This is a genomic window from Ruegeria sp. B10 (assembly GCF_056539825.1).
Genome location: NZ_JBQFVP010000001.1, coordinates 140,367 through 159,094, shown reverse-complemented (window position 1 = coordinate 159,094; position 18,728 = coordinate 140,367). Strand labels below are relative to the sequence as shown.

Annotated in this window: 19 protein-coding genes and 1 tRNA gene; 6 read left to right on the top strand and 14 right to left on the bottom strand. The window is 57.0% G+C overall.

Features of this window, described 5'->3' with window-relative positions; all coding sequences use genetic code 11:
* The first annotated feature begins 180 nt into the window (after positions 1 to 180).
* Positions 181 to 438 carry a hypothetical protein gene (locus tag ACR0J4_RS00790; RefSeq protein WP_425082780.1) on the top strand — a complete coding sequence of 86 codons (258 nt, stop codon included), beginning with the start codon at positions 181 to 183 and terminating at the stop codon, positions 436 to 438.
* 32 nt (positions 439 to 470) lie between these two features.
* Here ACR0J4_RS00790 and ACR0J4_RS00785 read toward each other — a convergent pair whose 3' ends face one another.
* On the bottom strand, positions 471 to 2,018 hold the full coding sequence (locus ACR0J4_RS00785) for a helicase HerA-like domain-containing protein (RefSeq protein ID WP_170641588.1): 1,548 nt from the start codon (positions 2,016 to 2,018) through the stop codon (positions 471 to 473).
* Between the two features lie 447 nt (positions 2,019 to 2,465).
* Here ACR0J4_RS00785 and ACR0J4_RS00780 point away from each other — a divergent pair, with 447 nt between their 5' ends.
* Entirely contained in the window at positions 2,466 to 3,071 is a 606-nt protein-coding gene (locus ACR0J4_RS00780) for an invasion associated locus B family protein (RefSeq protein WP_170641586.1), read from the top strand.
* A 57-nt stretch (positions 3,072 to 3,128) separates the two neighbouring features.
* Here ACR0J4_RS00780 and ACR0J4_RS00775 read toward each other — a convergent pair whose 3' ends face one another.
* From ACR0J4_RS00775 to ACR0J4_RS00760, 4 genes are read right to left on the bottom strand one after another with little or no spacing between them, the layout of a single operon-like run.
* The gene (locus ACR0J4_RS00775; RefSeq protein WP_170479505.1) at positions 3,129 to 4,337 is read right to left on the bottom strand and encodes a beta-ketoacyl-[acyl-carrier-protein] synthase family protein; all 1,209 of its coding nucleotides are present in this window, start codon (positions 4,335 to 4,337) and stop codon (positions 3,129 to 3,131) included.
* 9 nt (positions 4,338 to 4,346) lie between these two features.
* Complete coding sequence (locus ACR0J4_RS00770) at positions 4,347 to 4,604, bottom strand: acyl carrier protein (RefSeq protein ID WP_170641583.1); 258 nt, start codon at positions 4,602 to 4,604, stop codon at positions 4,347 to 4,349.
* Between the two features lie 32 nt (positions 4,605 to 4,636).
* Positions 4,637 to 5,728 carry a UDP-3-O-(3-hydroxymyristoyl)glucosamine N-acyltransferase gene (lpxD, locus tag ACR0J4_RS00765; RefSeq protein ID WP_170641581.1) on the bottom strand — a complete coding sequence of 364 codons (1,092 nt, stop codon included), beginning with the start codon at positions 5,726 to 5,728 and terminating at the stop codon, positions 4,637 to 4,639.
* A gap of 37 nt (positions 5,729 to 5,765) precedes the next feature.
* Positions 5,766 to 7,370: a L,D-transpeptidase scaffold domain-containing protein gene (locus ACR0J4_RS00760; protein ID WP_170641579.1), complete on the bottom strand. Its 1,605-nt coding sequence runs from the start codon at positions 7,368 to 7,370 to the stop codon at positions 5,766 to 5,768.
* Positions 7,371 to 7,726: 356 nt separating this feature from the next.
* Between ACR0J4_RS00760 and mepK the strand changes: the two genes are divergently transcribed.
* Positions 7,727 to 8,296 (top strand): peptidoglycan L,D-endopeptidase MepK, encoded by a 570-nt coding sequence (gene mepK / locus ACR0J4_RS00755; RefSeq protein ID WP_170373694.1) that lies wholly within the window; start codon positions 7,727 to 7,729, stop codon positions 8,294 to 8,296.
* Positions 8,297 to 8,532: 236 nt separating this feature from the next.
* Here the strand turns inward: mepK and ACR0J4_RS00750 are convergent.
* The 9 genes from ACR0J4_RS00750 to iscR all read right to left on the bottom strand — a co-directional run bounded on the left by ACR0J4_RS00750 (position 8,533) and on the right by iscR (position 16,152).
* A tRNA-Arg gene (locus ACR0J4_RS00750) sits at positions 8,533 to 8,609 on the bottom strand.
* 66 nt (positions 8,610 to 8,675) lie between these two features.
* The gene (locus tag ACR0J4_RS00745; RefSeq protein ID WP_170641577.1) at positions 8,676 to 9,896 is read right to left on the bottom strand and encodes a cysteine desulfurase; all 1,221 of its coding nucleotides are present in this window, start codon (positions 9,894 to 9,896) and stop codon (positions 8,676 to 8,678) included.
* A gap of 11 nt (positions 9,897 to 9,907) precedes the next feature.
* Positions 9,908 to 10,468, bottom strand: coding sequence for a Yip1 family protein (locus ACR0J4_RS00740; RefSeq protein WP_170373692.1), 561 nt, complete (start codon positions 10,466 to 10,468; stop codon positions 9,908 to 9,910).
* A complete protein-coding gene (locus tag ACR0J4_RS00735) occupies positions 10,465 to 10,950 on the bottom strand; it encodes a YIP1 family protein (protein ID WP_170548768.1) in 486 nt (161 codons plus the stop codon). Before ACR0J4_RS00735 ends, ACR0J4_RS00740 begins: the two co-directional genes overlap by 4 nt.
* A gap of 1 nt (position 10,951) precedes the next feature.
* Entirely contained in the window at positions 10,952 to 12,232 is a 1,281-nt protein-coding gene (gene sufD, locus ACR0J4_RS00730; RefSeq protein WP_170641575.1) for a Fe-S cluster assembly protein SufD, read from the bottom strand.
* Positions 12,232 to 12,987, bottom strand: a complete 756-nt coding sequence (gene sufC / locus ACR0J4_RS00725; RefSeq protein ID WP_170641573.1) for a Fe-S cluster assembly ATPase SufC — start codon at positions 12,985 to 12,987, stop codon at positions 12,232 to 12,234. Before sufC ends, sufD begins: the two co-directional genes overlap by 1 nt.
* A gap of 72 nt (positions 12,988 to 13,059) precedes the next feature.
* The gene (gene sufB, locus ACR0J4_RS00720; RefSeq protein WP_170641571.1) at positions 13,060 to 14,580 is read right to left on the bottom strand and encodes a Fe-S cluster assembly protein SufB; all 1,521 of its coding nucleotides are present in this window, start codon (positions 14,578 to 14,580) and stop codon (positions 13,060 to 13,062) included.
* A gap of 18 nt (positions 14,581 to 14,598) precedes the next feature.
* Positions 14,599 to 15,642, bottom strand: coding sequence for a cysteine desulfurase family protein (locus tag ACR0J4_RS00715; protein ID WP_170641568.1), 1,044 nt, complete (start codon positions 15,640 to 15,642; stop codon positions 14,599 to 14,601).
* Positions 15,643 to 15,693: 51 nt separating this feature from the next.
* The gene (iscR, locus tag ACR0J4_RS00710; protein WP_170373686.1) at positions 15,694 to 16,152 is read right to left on the bottom strand and encodes a Fe-S cluster assembly transcriptional regulator IscR; all 459 of its coding nucleotides are present in this window, start codon (positions 16,150 to 16,152) and stop codon (positions 15,694 to 15,696) included.
* A 175-nt stretch (positions 16,153 to 16,327) separates the two neighbouring features.
* Here iscR and ACR0J4_RS00705 point away from each other — a divergent pair, with 175 nt between their 5' ends.
* Genes ACR0J4_RS00705 through ACR0J4_RS00695 form a run of 3 tightly spaced genes read left to right on the top strand, consistent with a single transcriptional unit; the run spans position 16,328 to position 18,380 of the window.
* Positions 16,328 to 16,981, top strand: a complete 654-nt coding sequence (locus ACR0J4_RS00705) for an alpha/beta hydrolase (protein WP_170373685.1) — start codon at positions 16,328 to 16,330, stop codon at positions 16,979 to 16,981.
* Positions 16,981 to 17,226, top strand: coding sequence for a hypothetical protein (locus tag ACR0J4_RS00700; RefSeq protein WP_170479599.1), 246 nt, complete (start codon positions 16,981 to 16,983; stop codon positions 17,224 to 17,226). Before ACR0J4_RS00705 ends, ACR0J4_RS00700 begins: the two co-directional genes overlap by 1 nt.
* Positions 17,223 to 18,380, top strand: a complete 1,158-nt coding sequence (locus ACR0J4_RS00695) for an HD domain-containing protein (protein ID WP_170641566.1) — start codon at positions 17,223 to 17,225, stop codon at positions 18,378 to 18,380. Before ACR0J4_RS00700 ends, ACR0J4_RS00695 begins: the two co-directional genes overlap by 4 nt.
* Positions 18,381 to 18,728 lie beyond the last annotated feature (348 nt).

Below are 18,728 nucleotides of genomic sequence, written 5' to 3'. Positions count from 1 at the left end.
ATCACGATCACAATACAGAAGCCGCGCCCCTCATCCGGCGCGGCTTCTTGATTTCTAAAGAGGTTTCCGCGTACACGGGGCTACCGCTCGTAGTTCGGACTTTTGGGGTCCGGCCTTTGCTCAGAAGAAACCCGACCGATCTCTACGATCATTCGCACTCAATTGATGAGAGTATCCGACTTGACCAAGAAAACACTGATCACCAAAGCCGTTGTCATGCTGCCGGTTCTGGCCGCGCTGACGGCTTGTATTCCGTCGCCCGAAGACCTTGAGACCACTCCTGTTCAGGTTAACACTCCGCAGGGCGTCGTAACCTGTCAGCTTTACCGACATGATCGTGTGACCTGGGACCGAGCAATTGATTTCCCGGCCACAAAGATGTCGGTTAAACAAGCCGATGCCTATTGCCGTCAGGAAGGCCAGCGCCGCCTGAAGTAAGCCGGTTGGCGCCCTGTGCTGGGCGCCTCCGATCATCGATTTCGGAACAACCCGCCCAGAATACCCCGCACGATGCGACGGCCGGTTGTTCCCTTCAGCTCTTTGATGACGGCCTCACTCATCGCCGTTGCAAATGTGTCTTTCTTACGCACCACCCGAGACGTTGAACGCCCAACCCGGCTACCTGAATACCGGCGCGCCGAGCTGTATTCGCGCTCCATCGGGGATTGTTGTTCGATGATCTCTTCCGCCTCCGCGGCCTCGGCCTCTTGGGCGGCAGCGTCAGCGCGGGCTTGCAAGATCTCAAAGGCCGATTTGCGATCGACCGGCGTGTCATATTTGGTCGCCATGGGTGAGGCTTGCAGGATACCCTGGCGCTCAGATCCCGAAATCGGCCCAAGCTGCGACCCGGGAGGGCGAATCAACGTCCGCTCGACAATCCCCGGCACGCCTTTCTTCTGCAGCATTGAGGTTACGGCCTCACCAACGCCCACCTCTCGGATCGCGGCCTCGGTGTCGAAGGCGGGATTCTCGCGATAGGTTTCCGCCGCCATACGCAGATTCTTGCGGTCACGCGCGGTGAAGGCGCGCAGCGCGTGTTGTACCCGGTTGCCCAACTGTCCCAAAATGTCTTCGGGAATATCGGCGGGGTTCTGCGTAATGAAGTAAACTCCAACCCCTTTGGAACGGATGAGGCGCGCGACCTGCTCGACCTTGTCGACCAGTGCCTTGGGCGCATCATCAAACAGAAGATGCGCTTCGTCGAAAAAGAAGACCAGCTTCGGCTTCTCCGGATCACCAACTTCGGGCAGTTCTTCGAATAGTTCGCTCAGCAGCCACAACAGGAACGTGGCATAGAGCCGAGGCGCGCCCATCAGCTTGTCCGAGGCCAGTATGTTCACCATCCCCTGCCCATTTTCATCCGTTCTCATCAGATCGGCCAGATCCAGCGCGGGTTCTCCGAACAGCTTGGTGCCGCCTTGGTTTTCCAACACCAGAAGACGGCGCTGGATGGCTCCGATAGAGGCCGTCGAGACATTGCCATAGCGAAGCGAGAGCTGCGCCCTGTTCTCACCAATCCACACCAGAAGCGCCTGAAGATCCTTGAGATCCAGCAGCGGCATCCCTTCTTCATCAGCGACTCGGAACGCGATGTTGAGAATCCCCTCCTGTGCCTCGCTTAGTTCCATAAGGCGTGACAGCAGCAGAGGGCCCATTTCGGTGACAGTGGTTCGGACCGGGTGACCCTGTTCGCCGAACAGGTCCCAGAATGTGACCGGACATGCGGCGTAGGAGAAATCAGTAAAGCCGATCCGTTCCGCGCGCTCGGTAAACGCCTGATGCAACGTATGGGTTTCGCTGCCTGCCAGAGCCAAGCCTGACAGGTCTCCTTTGACGTCCGACAGAAAAACAGGTACGCCCGCTTGCGAAAATCCTTCGGCCAGGATCTGGAGAGTGACCGTCTTGCCCGTCCCCGTAGCCCCCGCGATCAGCCCGTGGCGGTTCGCGTATTTCAGCGTCAGACCCTGCGGAGTTGCGTATCCTTCGCCCGCACCGCCCAGAAAAATCTCTTTACCCATGTAATTGCAGCCTTTTTTCACTGATCCGCAACCAGCATACAAACTTAACCTTTGGCTGCCATAGTCTATTCGTTCCCTTTGTGGCCCCGGGTTGCGAAGGGGGCACTTCCTCCCTGTCGACTGGCCGTGCCTTCGGGCACGGCTTTTTTCACGGAAGTGGACGATTAAAACTGTGCTGATTAGTGCATTAAATTTTTCTGTTAGCGGTTGACCCCTGCTTCCCCCTTTCGTAACGTCTGCGCATAACTAAGTCGGCCAGTCCGACGGGGAGAAAAATTTTGGGAAGAGGGCTGCTCCACCAGCCCTCTTTTCTTTTTCCTGTATTGGTTCTTGAGCGGGGTTTGGCCCAAGAAAACGCTCACATTGATCTCAGCCATTCGGTTAGCGACTGACAGCCGCAGCGAAGGATGCTAGATGAGGCAAAACAAACAGCAAACCGAGGCATTCATGTTCAAGAAACTCCTCTCGTTTAATACTCTGGCAGCCGTTCTGATGTGTGGAGCGGTTAGCGCGCAGGAAACGACTTCCGAAGGCACGACCACTGAAGGCGCCGGGGCCGATGCGGGCGCGGGCCTCGATTTGGGCCAATCCGGCCCGCGTGTAGGTGAGCAATTTGTCAAAGAAGAATCTGGCGATTGGGATGTCTCCTGCATCAAGGCGCCGGAAGGCGAAGATCCCTGTGCAATCGTTCAGGTTTTGAACGGCCCTCAGGGTGATCCGATTGCAGAAGTGTCCATCGGAAAGCTGCCCGAAGGCGGAGCGGCTGTTGCATGGGCCAATGTAATCGTACCGTTGGAGACCCTGCTACAAGCGCAACTGGCCCTGTCGATCGACGGCGCACCGCGCAAGCTCTACAACTACCACCATTGTCTGCCTGTTGGCTGTGTCGCGCAGCTGGGCCTCAGCCAGGGTGACATTGACGCGATGAAAGCGGGCAGCAAAGCGACCTTCTCGCTGGTTCCCGCACGCTTCCCCGATCAGGTCATAACAATGGAAATGTCCCTGTCGGGCTTCACTTCGGGCTTTGACGGGCTGGCCGTTAACGTCAACTAAGTCAGCTGCGAATAGAGATCGCCGCCGCGGCTTTGTGGCGGTGGTTTTCTTTGCAGTTCAGACGCTTTTGAGCGCCAAGACTGCGTTCAACCCGCCAAACGCAAACGCATTGCTGAGCGCCACGTCGACCTTAGCTTCACGCGCGACGTTTGGCACCACGTCCAGCGCACATTCCGGGTCAGGTTCTTCATAACCGATGGTGGGCGCGATAACGCCGTCCCGCAGCGCCATGATGCAGGCCAAAAGCTCCACCGCTCCGGTGCCTCCGATCAAGTGGCCGTGCATGGATTTCGTCGATGAGATCATCAGATCATCCGCATGCGGTCCAAACACATCCGCCACGGCGGCGCATTCTGTTTTGTCATTCGCCGCAGTGCCTGTGCCATGCGCGTTGATATAGCACACATCGCTGGCGTTCAGCTTGGCATCCGCCAACGCGCCGGCCATCGCTCGTGCGGCACCCTGCTTGCTGGGCATCACGATATCGGACGCATCCGAGGACATGGCGAATCCCACAACCTCACACAGGATATCTGCGCCGCGGGCGCGGGCATGTTCGTATTCCTCGAACACAAAGACACCGGCACCCTCGCCCTGCACCATCCCGTTGCGGTTGGCGCTAAAGGGGCGGCAGGCATCCTTCGACATCACGCGCAGACCTTCCCAGGCCTTTACACCGCCGAAACACAGCATGGATTCCGATCCACCGGTGATCATCGCAGGCGCGGCTCCGCTGCGCACCATCTGAAACGCCTGTGCCATGGCATGGTTCGAGGATGCACAGGCCGTCGAAACGGTAAAGCTGGGACCTTTGAGGTTGTGCTCCATTGAGACATGGCTGGCCGCCGCGTTATTCATCAGCTTGGGCACAACAAAGGGATGCACCCGGTTCTTGCCGTCTTCGTAGACCGAACGGTAATTGTCATCCCAGGTCGAGACACCTCCGCCCGCCGTGCCCAGAACAACGCCGGAACGCGCCGCGAGCTCGCCGTGGAACTGAATGCCCGACTGGTCGATCGCCTCTTTCGCGGCCGTTAGGGTGAACTGCGTGAACCGATCATAGAGAGACATCTGCTGGCGGTTAAAACGCCCTTCGGCCTCGAACCCCCGCACCTGACCGCCGATCTTGATCGCCAGACGGTCAACATCGCGGAATTCAAGATCCGAGATACCGCAACGCCCTTCGCGCATGGCCTCAAGCGTGTCGGGGACCGAATGACCCAGCGAGTTGATGGTTCCCGCCCCGGTAATGACAACCCGTTTCATTGTTTCGGGTCAGACCTTTTCCGACACAAGCTGTTCGATGCCGGCAATAATCGCGGCTACGTTCGAGATGTCGAAATCATTCGCCTCGGGCTCATTGGCGTTGAAGGGAACCGATATGTCGAACTCTTCCTCGATGGCAAAGATGCTTTCGACCAACCCCAGGCTGTCGATGCCCAGATCCGCAAGTGTGCTTTCGGGTGTGACATCCGATGGCTCCAGAACGGCCTGCTCTGCAATGATTGCGATGACGCGGTCGCTGATGCTCATGTTGATCCCCTGGTTATCAATCTGAGGATGATTTAATCGCTCGGAGACTGTTTGAAAACAGCCTTTTTCAATGCCTCGACGTCGCGAGCCATGCGCGGCAAGCGGCGTTGAGCCTTGTAGATCTCAGTATGGGTTTCCATCTTGACGCCCGGATAGCCCATGACCACACGTCCGGCTGGTACGTTTGACAGGATCTTAGTGGCGCCCCCCGCGATCACGCCATCACCGATGAAAACATTGTCGGCCACGCCAGTCTGACCGCCAAGAACCACGTTGTTTCCGACATCGACTGAGCCGGACAATCCACTTTGACCGCACAGCAAACAATCGCGCCCGATGCGCGTGTTGTGCCCCACATGCACAAGGTTATCGAGCTTCGAACCATCGCCAATCCGCGTGTTTCGGATCGTGCCATTGTCGATCGTACAGTTAGAGCCGACCTCGACATCGTTCCCGATTTCCACTGCGCCCAGAGAATGGATACGCAGCCAGCTTTGCGCTTTCGCATCGCCCTGATCGCCCAACGTCTTACGCGCGTTTTCAACACCTGAAATCTCAGGAGTAACAAAGCTGAACCCGTCGGAACCGATACGCGCGCCGGGTTGGGCGATGAAGCGGTCTCCGATTTGCGCACGGGCACCGATGCTGACCATTTCGCGCAGATGGGCTTGCTCACCCAACACCACGTCCATTCCGATTGTACAGTGCGGACCGATCACCGATCCCGCGCCAATCTTCGCCCGCGCGCCGATAACGGCCAGCGGGCCGATCGAAACGCCCTCACCAATCTCGGCCGCCGGGTCGATCACAGCCGAGGGGTGAACACCCGGTTCAACACCCTGCCCCCGGTCCAGCATTGTCGTGATACCAGCCATCGCCATTCGGGGGCGCGTAACAAAGATCGCAGCGCGCAGGCCCATTGCTTGCCAATCCGCGCCTTCCCACAGCATTGCCGCGCGGGCCTCACCGCCCGAAAGCGTTTCGGCATATTTGGGGGACATTGCCATCGCCAGATCGGTTGGTCCGGCATCACCCGGTTCAGCGGCCCGCAGAATTGTCAGGTCTGTTTCACCCTGACACTCGGCCCCAAGGCTGTCGGCGATCTGTTGGATGGTGAACTGCATAGCGGGCGTCCTCTTGGGCAGGATTTACCCTGAGTGCTTACCCCTGAACGTCCGGCAGGGCCACCCCTGCCTTTTGCAGCGCGTCCCAAATTTTGGCATCGCGGTTATAGACGTCGCGGCGATACTGAACTTCACCTTTCGGTCCTATGTAGGCGGTGCGGTAGATCAGGTGGACGGGCACTTGCTTGTCCAACTTCACTGTCGTTTCTTTGCCGGTATTCAATACACGGTGGAAGAACGCCTTGGGGTCCTCTTCCTGTTTGGACAGCAGCGCATAGGCGAACTCGAAAGGTTGCGCCAGGCGGATGCACCCGTGGGAGAACGCCCGAACTTCACGTGCAAACAGAGATTTCTGAGGCGTATCATGCAGATAGATGTTGTACTTGTTGGGGAACATGAACTTCACCAGCCCAAGCGCATTGCTTTTGCTGGGCGGCTGGCGCATCGCGAACGGGAAGTTGCGTGCGGTGAACTGGGTGAAATCGACGGCCCCTCGATTGACCTGACGACCACTGCGGTCCGTGATCTGGATATGGCCCACCGCGTTCGGGTTCGATTTCAGTTTCGGCAGGTATTCCTTGGTGATGATCGAGCGTGGCACATACCAGCTGGGATTGATCACCATATGTTCCATCTCATCCGAGAATTCCGGGCTGCGGCGATCATGTACGTTTTTGCCGATCACAGCGCGGGTCTCGAACGTGACCAGCCCGTCATCCACGATCTTTGCCGAGAAGTCGGCCTGATTGACCAAAATATGCCGCTCGCCCCGATCGCGCGGCAGCCAACGTTCCCGCTCCAAGGCGACATAGACGGCCTTTAAACGGTCCGAAGCCGGTCGGTTCAGCTCGGTGATGGTACCTTGTCCTGCCACACCGTCCGATTCCAGTCCGTGTGCTGTTTGGAACGCCTGAACGGCCGCAAGCAGGTCGTCATCAAATTCTGGACTGGCCGTGGGCTTAAGGTAACCCATCCCAACAAGCCGATTGCGCAGTTTGATCACATTCGGACCGGTATCGCCGTATTCCAGTTTAGCCACTGGAACGGTCGGCCCCCACCCGCCTTGGCGGATCAGGTTCTCCAACGCGATCTTTTGCTTCATCAGGGCGCGATATTGGGCGGTCTCTGGGATCAGAGTTTCAAAATACGCTGCACCTTGGGCGTTGAGTGCCTCAAGATGCTGGTTTGCATCACGGCGTTTAACCTCGCGCACCAGGCCATCATCAATACTGGCTGGCCGCAAGGCGCCGGAATAGATGTCATTTGCATAGGTCAGGAAGACACGGCTTAGTTTAGCCTCGATCGTGCCCAAGTCGCGAACTGATCGCGCCTCAGCCATCTGATCGACCAGGGCCTGCACGTCAAATGCAGCGGGCAATCCATGGCGCTCGATCTCGGAAAGTGCTTTGATCAGCGCCGCACGGCGTTTGGCGTGTTCTGCTGTATCGCCGACCCATAGAGGGGCAAAGCCATTTCGGCGGTAAAATTCAGCAATCTGATCAGAGGGCGAGGTATTCTCGGCAACCGCCATCCGGAACGCCGTGTTCGAACCTTCGCCTGATGACGCGTTCGCCATAGAAGCCGTCGCCAGAAAACAGGCGGTAAAAACAAAGCTGGAACTGGTCCGTAACACTGAGAGCATGGGATGGCCTTGGTTCTTCAATAACTTATGCGATGTCCGCCGGAGCTATATCTATATATGGTTTTCAGCCATTGGGCTTGTCTATTCACAAATACCTTACCTTTTTTCTTCTCTTGCACCCTGATGCGCGTTTGCATCTACCCGATGCCGAAAACACCCAGTTGCTCAATAAAACGACTCATTTGCATCACCTGCGCAAAAAACTGCCGAAAATTCCCCCTAACAAAGGTGCATTCCAAAGACTTCTTGGCCGACGATTCCAACTGTGCCATACATTCGCCATCTGGGATGGGAAAATATTAATACAGCGCGCGTAACATCGTGCGCAGGCAGGAACAGTACGGGACGAAACAAAAATGACCAAGAGCAGTACTTCGGGTATTACCCGTCGTGCCCTTCTGGGCGCATTCGCGGCAACGGCCGTGGCGGCAGCACCAACCTATTCCAACGCAGCAGGTTTCCTTCGTGGTGGTGGAGATATCCGCCGCATCCGCATGTATTCCGGTCGCACGGGAGAGCGGATTGATATGGTTTACTGGGTCGACGGCAAATATATCAAAGACGCCGTGAAAGAAGTGAACCACTTCATGCGCGACTGGCGCACCGATCAGTCGAAAGCGATGGATCTGCGTACAATCGACATCATGGCGGCGTCGCACAACCTTTTGGATGCTGATGAGCCCTATATGCTCCTGTCGGGGTATCGCTCGCCACAAACCAACGCCATGCTGCGGTCCAAATCGCGCCGGGTAGCGCGGAACTCGCTCCATATGCAGGGACAGGCGGCTGACCTGCGCCTCGCATCCCGCTCGGTGTCGCAGATGGCCAAAGCGGCCATGTCCTGTCGTGCAGGCGGTGTTGGACAATACTACCGTTCGAACTTTGTCCATATGGATTGCGGCGTTGTTCGCAGTTGGCGCGGCTAAGCGCGCTGTCGTTTAATGAGATGGACTTGGCAGGCCATTAGGTCTGCCTGAGTGTTGTTGCAAAACTCAAATTTTGCTGGAACGGGCTGCTGCAATTGGCGGCCTTTGTTCGTAGCAGCGCCAATCACCCAACGTTTCTCTAGCTTGTTCAGGCTAAAGATATTTCCAAATCAAACATCTAGCGGTTTCAAGGACCACTACGGTTGGGCTGAACAAATCATCAAGTATGTGAGAAGTGGCGCACCTGAGAGGATTCGAACCTCTGGCCTCTGCCTTCGGAGGGCAGCGCTCTATCCAGCTGAGCTACAGGTGCCTTGGCCGTTAGCTAACCTTGTTCCGAGCCGGGTGCAACTGGAAAACGGACCGGCTCGGCCGAGATTTAGGCAAACAGATCATGCGCAAGTTCAAGCGCGTCGATCAGGGTGTCGACCTCATCCGTGGTGTTATAGAGGCCAAAGCTGGCGCGGCAGGTGGCCGTAACACCAAGGTGATCCATCAAAGGGCCGGCGCAATGGTGACCGGCGCGAACAGCGACGCCTTTCTTGTCGAGAATCGTCGAGACATCATGCGCATGCCCTGCCCCATCCAGCGTGAAGCTGAAGATCGCGGCCTTGTCCGGCCGTGTGCCCTGAACTTGTAGCCAGTTCAGACCGGTCAGACGTTGCATGGCATAGTCGCGCAGACCCGCTTCGTGGTTGGCGATATTCGCCATCCCCAGATCCATCATATAGTCCAGGGCCACCCCGAGACCGATGGTTTGGACGATGCCCGGCGTGCCAGCCTCAAACTTCATCGGTGGATCATTGTAGATGACCTGATCCTTGCTGACCTCTTTGATCATATCGCCGCCGCCGATGAAGGGGCGCATTTCGGCCATGCGTTCGGATTTGATATAGATCGCACCGGAACCGGATGGGCCATAGAGTTTGTGCCCGGTAATGGCATAGAAATCACAGCCGATATCCTGCACGTTGACCGGCATATGAACGGCACCTTGGCTGCCATCAACCAAGACCGGCACGCCCTTGGCATGCGCGCCTTCGGTGATGGTCTTCACGTCGACCACGGTGCCCAACACGTTCGAACATTGCGTGACCGCGACCAGTTTTGTCTTGGGGCCGATCGCGTCAATCACAGCCTGCGGATCAAGCCCGCCGTCTGCATCTACATCGACCCATTTCAGTACCACGCCCTGACGCTCGCGCAGGAAATGCCAGGGCACGATGTTGGCGTGGTGCTCCATCACGCTGAGGACGATCTCATCCCCCGCTTCAAGCCGAGGCATGGCCCAGCCATAGGCGACCAGATTGATCCCCTCGGTCGTGCCGGAGTTCAGAACAATCTCATCCTCATCCGCAACACCTAGAAAGCGCGCAACGGTGCCGCGCACGGACTCATATTTCTCGGTCGCGAGGTTCGAGAGGTAGTGAAGCCCGCGATGCACGTTGGAGTATTCCTCGGCATAGGCGCGCGTAACGGCATCAATCACGACCTGAGGTTTCTGCGCCGACGCGCCATTGTCCAGATATGTCAGGGGTTTGCCGTTCACCTGCCGCGACAGGATCGGGAAATCAGACCGGATTTTCTGCACATCATACATGAGAGACCTTTCTAGACAGGACCCAACGGGTTCAGAAATAGGACAAAAGGTACCGCCAGCAACGCCGACAACAATATGACACCAAAGGACTTGCCCAGAGACCCAAACTTGTGCGCCTCATTCAGAAAATGAAGCGTTATGTAGAGGCTGTAGATGGCCGTCGCCAGGATCAGAGGGGCCATAAAAGCGACCGCGATCAAGCTCAGCGCGAGGGTCGCGACCAGCGCTGCAATTTGAAGAAACTGCAACCAGATCGTCAGGATCATCAGATCTTCAAAACGCCCCGTTCCGCCCAGAAAACGCCCGACATAGAGAAAAGCCAGGATGCTGAACAGCATCGTCCCGGCAGACCGGATCAGCACAATCGGAATCGACTGGGATACAGTCGGGCCACCCGATGCGGCGATCGACATATCTATGCCCATCTGCGCGATGCAATTGAGGACAACGGCCAGAAAGAATGCCAACCACAGAACCTCTCGCCCTGGGTTGAGGGCCAAAATCTGTCGCGCCGCTTCGGCAGGTTTTCTGAGCGTCAGGCTCGCCAGCGGGCCCAGGGGGGGTATAGTCATTCAGCCGACCTTTGTGCTTGTCGCAATCCGGATAACCAGAACCAGACAAAAACGGCAACCCAAATCAATCCGACCAAAGTTTGAGTCGGACCTGGGCCTATGAACCCGGCGACCAGTCCGTTTAGCAAAACCAAAGGTGCTGAGGACAAGAGCGCCCAGAATAATGCCAGTCTGGCACCATAGGCACTGCCCTGCCCGCCCACCAGTCGCGCGACCCAATGAGACACCAAAGCCAGCGTGTAGAAGAACAGCGGCAGGATGAAGACCGAGCCCAAAAGCGCTCCGCCCAGAAGCATGTTCAACTCGACCTGCTCAAGATGCGCGCGACGCGCTAGGCTGGGCATTTGCGCGATGAACGCCACCACGCAAAAGGCCATGACGAAGATTAGCGCTCGGTCTTCGCGCGGCCCCATATCCAGAAGCCGGCGCACAACGCGCCCCGGCCCCCGGTATGTGGCGACGATATCTGATGAGACCGGCATATTAGCTGTGACGCGAAAGCCAGCCTTCCAGACGGGTCACTATCTCTTCGGCCAGTGTTTCGTCCTCGATCTCATCCACCGCTTCGGCAAGGAAAGCCAGCGTCAGCATATTGGTGGCGTCCTTCGTCGGAACCCCGCGCGAGCGCAGGTAGAACAAGGCGGTCTCATCAATCGCGCCCGAGGTCGACCCGTGCGAACAGGCAACGTCATCGGCGTAGATTTCAAGCTCGGGTTTGGCGAGGAACTGGCTGTCATCGTCCAGCAAAAGCGACTGGCTGATTTGGTAGCCATCGGTCTTCTGTGCGCCTTCCTTCACAAGGATCTTGCCTTGGAACACACCTGTCGCGCCGTTGCGCAGGACCTTCTTGAACACCTGACGGCTTTCGCAATTCACCGCGTCATGGGTGACAAAAACGGTATCGTCGTGGTGGAAATCTCCGTCTCCGACGCAAGCACCGGCCACATGGGCTACGGCGTCATCACCGGTCAGTTCAACCACCTGCTCGTTACGAGTCAGTACGCCATTGGCTGTCAGAGTGAACGACTTGTAGGTCGATTCCTGACCGAGGCGCGTGAACATATGGGTCGCGGCCCGGCGTTCGTGATCGCGGCCCTGCGCCCGGACATGGTGCAAGGTCCCGTTATCGGCGATGTCGATTTCCATGCATTTGTTGAAGCGCGACGCGGCGGGACCATTTTCGAGGATCGTGGCCTCGGCATCGCTTTCAACACGGATAACGTGGTGCAGGATCGCGTCCGAGTCTTCTGACTCGTGACGGTACACCAGATTGATCGGCTTCGACGGTTTGCCGGTTACATGGATGGCAACGCCGTCGGTCGCGAATGCGGTGTTCAAAGCAGCCAGAGGACGCTGAACCGGGCTTTGGCCCCGCTCCTCGAGCTTGCCGTAGAGATCCTTGGCCCAGTGGATATCTTTGCAGCAGATATCCTCCAGTCGGTCGATCTTGACGCCTTCAAGGCTCAGATCATCCGAGGCTTCGGCGTCGAACACACCATCGACGAATACGATTTGCAGCCGATCGACATCGTTGAACACCATCGGCTCGCCCGAGTCGAAAATGGCAGCCTGGGGCGCATGGGCCGAGACCAGCGTATCTGGACGCGTATATTTCCAGTATTCGTCGCGACGGCTTGGAAGCCCCATTTCTCGCACCCGGGCCAAAGCCGCTTGGCGCGCTGCCTTGGTGCATCCGGGATCGGGCATCGTCAGTGAGGCCAGACGCTCTTCGGTTGCAGTCTGTTTTGCTTGCGGTAAGGGCATCAGTTCACCTCGGCAAGAATGTCGGAGTAACCGTTGTTTTCAACTTCCAGCGCCAGCTCAGGACCACCCGATTTCACGATGCGGCCATCGGCCATGATATGAACGACATCCGGTTTGATGTGGTCCAGCAGGCGCTGGTAGTGGGTGATGACCAAGAAACCACGCCCCTCATCCCGCAGCGCGTTCACGCCTTCGGAGACCAGCTTCATCGCATCCACGTCGAGGCCCGAGTCGGTCTCGTCCAGAATGCACATTTTGGGCTCCAGCATAGCCATCTGAAGGATTTCATTGCGCTTTTTCTCACCGCCCGAGAAGCCGACATTGACCGGACGCTTCAGCATATCCGCGTCGATCTTCAGCGATTTCGCCTTTTCGCGAACGAGTTTCAGGAAGTCAGCGGCCGACAGCTCCTCTTCCCCGCGCGCTTTGCGCTGCGCGTTCACAGCGGTGCGCAGGAAGGTCATGTTGCCGACGCCCGGGATCTCAACCGGGTATTGGAACGCGAGGAACACACCAGCTGCGGCACGCTCTTCCGGCTCCATCTCTAGCAGGTCTTCGCCGTCCAGTGTGGCCGAGCCTTCGGTGACCTCATAGCCATCGCGCCCTGACAGCACATAGCTGAGCGTGGACTTGCCCGAGCCGTTCGGCCCCATGATCGCATGCACCTTGCCAGCTTCGACCTTAAGGTCGACACCTTTGAGAATTTGCTTGTCTTCTTCTTCAAGCTGTACGTGCAGGTTCTTGATTTCCAGCATGTTTTGTCCTTTTGCGTATCGCAAGAGGGCGCACGGCCCCCGCGTAAATTCTGATTTCAGAGAAGCTTGGGTTTAACCCACAGACCCTTCGAGACTGATGGCCACCAACTGCTGGGCCTCCATCGCAAATTCCATCGGCAGTGCCTGCAGCACGTCCTTACAGAACCCGTTGACAACCAGCGCAACGGCCTCTTCTTCGTCCATGCCACGTTGACGGCAGTAGAAAAGCTGATCGTCATCCACCTTCGAGGTCGTCGCCTCATGCTCAACGCGGCTCGAGTTGTTTTTGACCTCGATATACGGCACTGTATGAGCGCCGCATTTGTCGCCAATCAGCAAGCTGTCACACTGGGTGTAGTTGCGGCTGTCTTTGGCTTTCGGGTGCATCGAGACCAGTCCACGATAGGTGTTCTGTGCCTTGCCCGCGCTGATGCCTTTGGAGACGATGCGCGACTTGGTGTTCTTGCCGAGGTGAACCATCTTGGTGCCGGTATCGGCCTGCTGATAGTTGTTGGCAATCGCGATCGAGTAGAACTCACCCTGGCTTTCCTCGCCGCGCAGGATGCAGGACGGGTACTTCCACGTCACGGCCGAGCCGGTCTCGACCTGCGTCCACATCACCTTAGAGCGATCCCCGCGGCAATCGGCACGCTTGGTCACGAAGTTATAGATACCACCCTTGCCGTTTTCATCACCGGGGAACCAGTTCTGAACGGTCGAATATTTCACTTCGGCATCTTCTTCGACGATGATCTCGACCACGGCCGCATGAAGCTGCGCGGTGTCGCGCTGAGGTGCGGTGCAGCCTTCCAGATAAGACACGTAAGAGCCCTTGTCAGCGATGATCAAAGTGCGCTCAAACTGGCCCGTGTTTTCCGCGTTGATACGGAAATAGGTGCTGAGTTCCATCGGGCAGCGGACGCCCGGCGGGATGTAGACGAACGAACCATCAGAGAACACAGCCGAGTTCAGAGTGGCATAGAAATTGTCTGACACCGGAACCACGGTGCCCAGATATTTCTTCACCAGTTCAGGATGCTCTTTGATCGCTTCCGAGATCGAGCAAAAAATGACGCCTGCCTTCTTCAGTTCAGCTTGAAAAGTTGTACCAACGGAAACCGAGTCAAACACGGCGTCGACGGCCACTTTGCGGCCCTCGGCGGGCATATCCTCGGCGCCTTCGACACCTGCCAGAATCATCTGTTCTTTCAGAGGGATACCAAGCTTTTCGTAAGTGGCCAGAAGCTTGGGATCAACCTCATCCAGCGACTTGGGCTTCTCTTCCATGGATTTTGGACGGGCATAGTAATACTGGTCCTGGAAGTCGATTTCAGGGTAGTTGACCATGGCCCATTTCGGCTCTTCCATTTTGGTCCAGCGTTCGAAGGCCGACAGACGCCATTCGGTCATCCATTCGGGCTCTTCGTTCTTTTCCGAGATCAGCTGAACGATATCTGGATTCACGCCTTTGGGCGCGTACTCCATCTCGATCTCGGTTTCCCAGCCGTATTTATAAGTGCTGACCTCGCGTACCGCATCCACGGTTTCCTGATCGACACCCTCTTTTACCTGGGTCTGGTCCAAAGCGGCCATTGTCTACCCTCCGTCAGATCACGCGGCCCGCGCGCGATGCTTTTTCTCTTTCTCAAGCCACGTTTCGGCGAAACGCAGCACATCTTCCTTGGTAGTCAGAGGTCCCAGCGACACGCGGATTGCGCTGGCTGCCGTCCCCTCATCAAATCCCATCGCAGTCAGAACAGCGCTGGCGCGGACCTTTCCGCTTGAACAGGCCGAGCCCGCACTGACCGCAAAACCAGACAGGTCCATCTGCATGACCTGCGTTTCACCCTTCCAGCCCGGTGACGCGAAACACGACGTGTTTGGCAGGCGAGTCTGGTCTTTCCCGACAAAAATAGGTGATCTTTCACCAGCCTCAAGGGCGTTTTCTAGAATATTTCTAAATTCTTCGACCTGCTCCCAAACACCATTGGCAAGATCTTGGGCTGCTGCTTCAGCAGCGGCTCCGAACCCTGCGATTCCAATGACATTTTCGGTTCCAGAGCGCCGGCCCATCTCTTGCCCACCGCCCTTGATCTGAGCAGGCAGATCCGTACCGCGTTTCATTACGACAGCGCCTATCCCTTTCGGGCCACCCAGTTTATGCGCAGACACAAGCGCCATCTGAACGTCCATCCAGTTGAATGCAATCGGCAGCTTGCCAAATGCCTGAGTCGCATCGGTCACGGCCAGCCCCTTGGGCAGTGTCTGCACGATACCCGTTTCCGAGTTCGCAACCTGCAGCGTCGCATTCGCTGGATCGCTCACAGTGGCCATCCCGTCCGAAGAAACCAAGATATCCTCGGCAATCCATGCTCTTACCGCGTCATGCTCAATTGATGCACCGTGCAGATTTCGACCCACCAAAGCCAAAGCGGCGCCTTCGGTCGAGCCTGAGGTAAATACGATATCCGCACCATCAGCCCCAAAAGCCGATGCCACCTGCGCTCGTGCGCGTTCGATCAAAGCCTTCGCCGCGCGCCCCTCGGCATGGACCGACGATGGGTTCCCGCAGACATCCATCGCCGCGATCATCGCGTCCCGCGCTTCGGGCCGCAAAGGCGTGGTGGCGTTATGATCGAGATAAACACGATTCATGGAGTCATCTTTTCCCAGATATTTCTGAAACTTGTACTCAGAGGCTACGGATCACTCATCCACAACGGCAAACAGGTTCGGAACCGCCGGACAGGGCGCGAGGTCGTTCTTGATAACGTCAGACAATCTGGTCTGATGCAGGAACACATAGACATGTGCGCTGAGGCTTTCCCAAAGACGGTTCGTCAGGGATTGCGCCCGGCTTCCCGAGGACGCGCCTGAGGCCCCGGCCCCCTTGGCCATTGCATCCACCGTCTCATCTACGGCGGACAGAATCTCGACAACGCGGATCTCCGACGGCTGCCGTGCAAGACGATATCCCCCACCCGGTCCACGCGTAGATGTCACAAGCTCGGCCCGGCGCAGTTTGACGAACAACTGCTCCAGATACGGCAGCGAGATATCCTGCCGTTCCGAGATTTCACCCAGTGTCACGATCTTGTCCGAGGGCTGCAGCGCAATGTCCGCCAGCGCCACCATGGCATACCGGCCCTTTGTCGACAGCTTCATTGTCATTTCCCTTCGGCAAGTTGGACGCGAAATCATTGACGCCGCCGCCGCCAGTGCGTATCTCCGACTGACAGCGCGTTGCGCAGGATATCACATTTAGAACCGTTCTAAGGTGCCCAACGAATACAGTCAAGTATTTCCCGGCGCCCAAGATAAAGACAGGACCAAAGCACACATGCCCGAGGTGATTTTTCCCGGACCCGAAGGCCGCCTGGAAGGCCGCTACCACCCGCAAAAGGAAAAAGACGCACCGATCGCCATCGTGTTGCACCCGCATCCTCAGTTTGGCGGGACCATGAACAACAAGGTGGTCTATAATCTGCACTACGCGTTCTACAACATGGGCTTCACCGTGTTGCGCTTCAACTTCCGCGGCGTGGGCCGCAGCCAGGGCGAATATGATCAAGGCGTAGGCGAGTTGAGCGATGCGGCATCGGCGCTGGATTACCTGCAGTCGATGAACAACAACTCCAAGCATTGCTGGGTTGCTGGCTTCTCGTTCGGCGCCTGGATCGGAATGCAGTTGTTGATGCGTCGCCCGGAAATCACCGGTTTTATCAGCGTGTCGCCCCCGGCGAATATGTACGACTTCTCGTTCCTTGCGCCCTGCCCGTCTTCGGGCCTGATCATCAATGGCTCGTCCGACCGTGTGGCGCCTCCGGCGGATACAACCGCGCTGGTCAACAAGCTGCATGAGCAAAAGGGCATCACGATCACGCATAATGAGGTCGAAGGCGCGGATCATTTCTTCCAGGACCAGCACATGGACACGCTCATCACCGATGTCAGCGACTATGTGAAACGCCGCCTGACCGAGAATACGCGCTAATGACAGACACCATCAATACCCTCGCTGCCAAACTGGCCGAGGATACATTGAAGGTCATGGACGAAACCGGTGATGACCGGTTTTACATGGAGGTCGGCACACTACTGGCGGCCTCCTCCCAATCTCTGGAAGAGGCCTTTCTGACCGAGATCCGCGTGCGCCTGTCTGAGCGTCAGGCCCGTCAATTCGTGATCAAACGCCTGACAGATCACCGCTCAAAGCTGAAAGCGATTGAAAAACAATGAATGATCGACTGTCCGCGCAAATCGCGTTTTTGAAACAGGCGGACAGTTTGAAGACGGTGGATCGGGCAAACACCCTGCTGGATCAATCTAGGCCCGAGAATTCAGCAGAACACAGCTGGCATCTTGCGCTTTGGGCGCTGGTCATGGGGCCTCTGGCCGGGCCGGATGTGTCAATTGATCGCGTCATCCGCATGTTGTTGCTGCACGATCTGGTCGAGATCATCGTGGGCGACCATCCAATCCATCTCGAGACCGACTGGCAGAGTGTGGCCAAGGCCGAACACGCTGCGGCTCTGGATTTGTTTGGTTTATTGCCGCCAGACCAGACCCAAGGTTTTCTGGACCTATGGACGGAATTCGAAGCCGACCAGACGCCCGACGCGAAGTTCGCCAAGATGCTCGACCGGTGTCAGCCCCTGTTTCAGGTGCTGTACGCATCGCCTAAACGGCCCGACCATATGGAGATCGCCCGCGAGAACCTCGCGACCGGGCGCGCGGCTTATCTGAGTGAGACGCTGCCTCAGGCCTATGAGCACGCAGCTGCGCTGTTGGCGGATACGCCGACCGAGGACAACAGCTTTACTCAAAGGCTGGCGTTTCTGATCGAGGCGGATCAGTTGAAATCCGTCATGCGCGCGTCGCGCCTGATGGCGGCTGATCGGTTCGAAAACTCGGCCGAGCATTCGTGGCACATCATGCTCTACGCATGGGTTCTGGCCGAACATTCCGACTCTGAGGTCCAGTTGGACCGCGTCCTGCACATGCTGCTGCTTCACGATCTCGTCGAGATCGACGCCGGAGATCACCCAATCCACGGTCAGGTCGATCACGCTGCCCAAGCCGAAAAGGAAGAGGCCGCAGCCCAACGCCTGTTCGGACTATTACCCCAGGATCAGACGCAGGCGTTTTCAGATCTCTGGCATGAGTTTGAGAGTGCCAGTTCAACAGACGCGCGGTTTGCAAAGGCTGTTGATCGGTTTCAAACCCCAATCGCAAATTTGGAAACGGGCGGCGGCTCATGGGTTGATTATGCCGTGACCTACCCTCAGATCGAAGCGCGGGTACGGCCCGCCATCGAACGCGGTGCGCCCGGTCTTTGGGATTGGTTGCAACCGTATTTGGCAGATTACTTCACGGTTTCAGCGAGGGGCTAGGCAAAAGAAAAAGGGCCAAAAGAGGCCCTTTTCCCTGCTTGGATCTTGATAAACGCCAAAACTACAAAACAAAGAAACCAACTAACAATTGGGTTGCATCAGAACTGACGGACCCCCCGTCTGCAAGCCACCCTAGCGCCGCAATAAGAGTCGAAGCAAAAACGACGTATTTAATAAACACAGTCATTGAAAAACTCGAAAACAAATCAACAAATACTGTTCTGTTATTTACATAAATAGTGATCGGATCGTAGTCAGGTATACCCGACCTTTATCTTGTGGTGTCACGCACCCGAGCAACCGAATGTGCTTGCCGGGGCAGCCTTTTTCATGTTGAGAATTCGCGCG

Excerpts from the sequence above, each read along its gene's own strand:
- ACR0J4_RS00745 (WP_170641577.1), bottom strand. The coding sequence starts at position 9,896 with ATGTATGATGTGCAGAAAATCCGGTCTGATTTCCCGATCCTGTCGCGG.
- sufC (WP_170641573.1), bottom strand. The coding sequence starts at position 12,987 with ATGCTGGAAATCAAGAACCTGCACGTACAGCTTGAAGAAGAAGACAAG.
- ACR0J4_RS00770 (WP_170641583.1), bottom strand. The coding sequence starts at position 4,604 with ATGAGCATCAGCGACCGCGTCATCGCAATCATTGCAGAGCAGGCCGTT.
- ACR0J4_RS00715 (WP_170641568.1), bottom strand. The coding sequence starts at position 15,642 with ATGAATCGTGTTTATCTCGATCATAACGCCACCACGCCTTTGCGGCCC.
- ACR0J4_RS00705 (WP_170373685.1), top strand. The coding sequence starts at position 16,328 with ATGCCCGAGGTGATTTTTCCCGGACCCGAAGGCCGCCTGGAAGGCCGC.
- sufB (WP_170641571.1), bottom strand. The coding sequence starts at position 14,580 with ATGGCCGCTTTGGACCAGACCCAGGTAAAAGAGGGTGTCGATCAGGAA.
- ACR0J4_RS00695 (WP_170641566.1), top strand. The coding sequence starts at position 17,223 with ATGAATGATCGACTGTCCGCGCAAATCGCGTTTTTGAAACAGGCGGAC.
- ACR0J4_RS00760 (WP_170641579.1), bottom strand. The coding sequence starts at position 7,370 with ATGCTCTCAGTGTTACGGACCAGTTCCAGCTTTGTTTTTACCGCCTGT.
- sufD (WP_170641575.1), bottom strand. The coding sequence starts at position 12,232 with ATGCCCTTACCGCAAGCAAAACAGACTGCAACCGAAGAGCGTCTGGCC.
- ACR0J4_RS00735 (WP_170548768.1), bottom strand. The coding sequence starts at position 10,950 with ATGCCGGTCTCATCAGATATCGTCGCCACATACCGGGGGCCGGGGCGC.
- ACR0J4_RS00785 (WP_170641588.1), bottom strand. The coding sequence starts at position 2,018 with ATGGGTAAAGAGATTTTTCTGGGCGGTGCGGGCGAAGGATACGCAACT.
- ACR0J4_RS00740 (WP_170373692.1), bottom strand. The coding sequence starts at position 10,468 with ATGACTATACCCCCCCTGGGCCCGCTGGCGAGCCTGACGCTCAGAAAA.
- ACR0J4_RS00700 (WP_170479599.1), top strand. The coding sequence starts at position 16,981 with ATGACAGACACCATCAATACCCTCGCTGCCAAACTGGCCGAGGATACA.
- ACR0J4_RS00780 (WP_170641586.1), top strand. The coding sequence starts at position 2,466 with ATGTTCAAGAAACTCCTCTCGTTTAATACTCTGGCAGCCGTTCTGATG.
- ACR0J4_RS00775 (WP_170479505.1), bottom strand. The coding sequence starts at position 4,337 with ATGAAACGGGTTGTCATTACCGGGGCGGGAACCATCAACTCGCTGGGT.
- iscR (WP_170373686.1), bottom strand. The coding sequence starts at position 16,152 with ATGAAGCTGTCGACAAAGGGCCGGTATGCCATGGTGGCGCTGGCGGAC.
- mepK (WP_170373694.1), top strand. The coding sequence starts at position 7,727 with ATGACCAAGAGCAGTACTTCGGGTATTACCCGTCGTGCCCTTCTGGGC.
- lpxD (WP_170641581.1), bottom strand. The coding sequence starts at position 5,728 with ATGCAGTTCACCATCCAACAGATCGCCGACAGCCTTGGGGCCGAGTGT.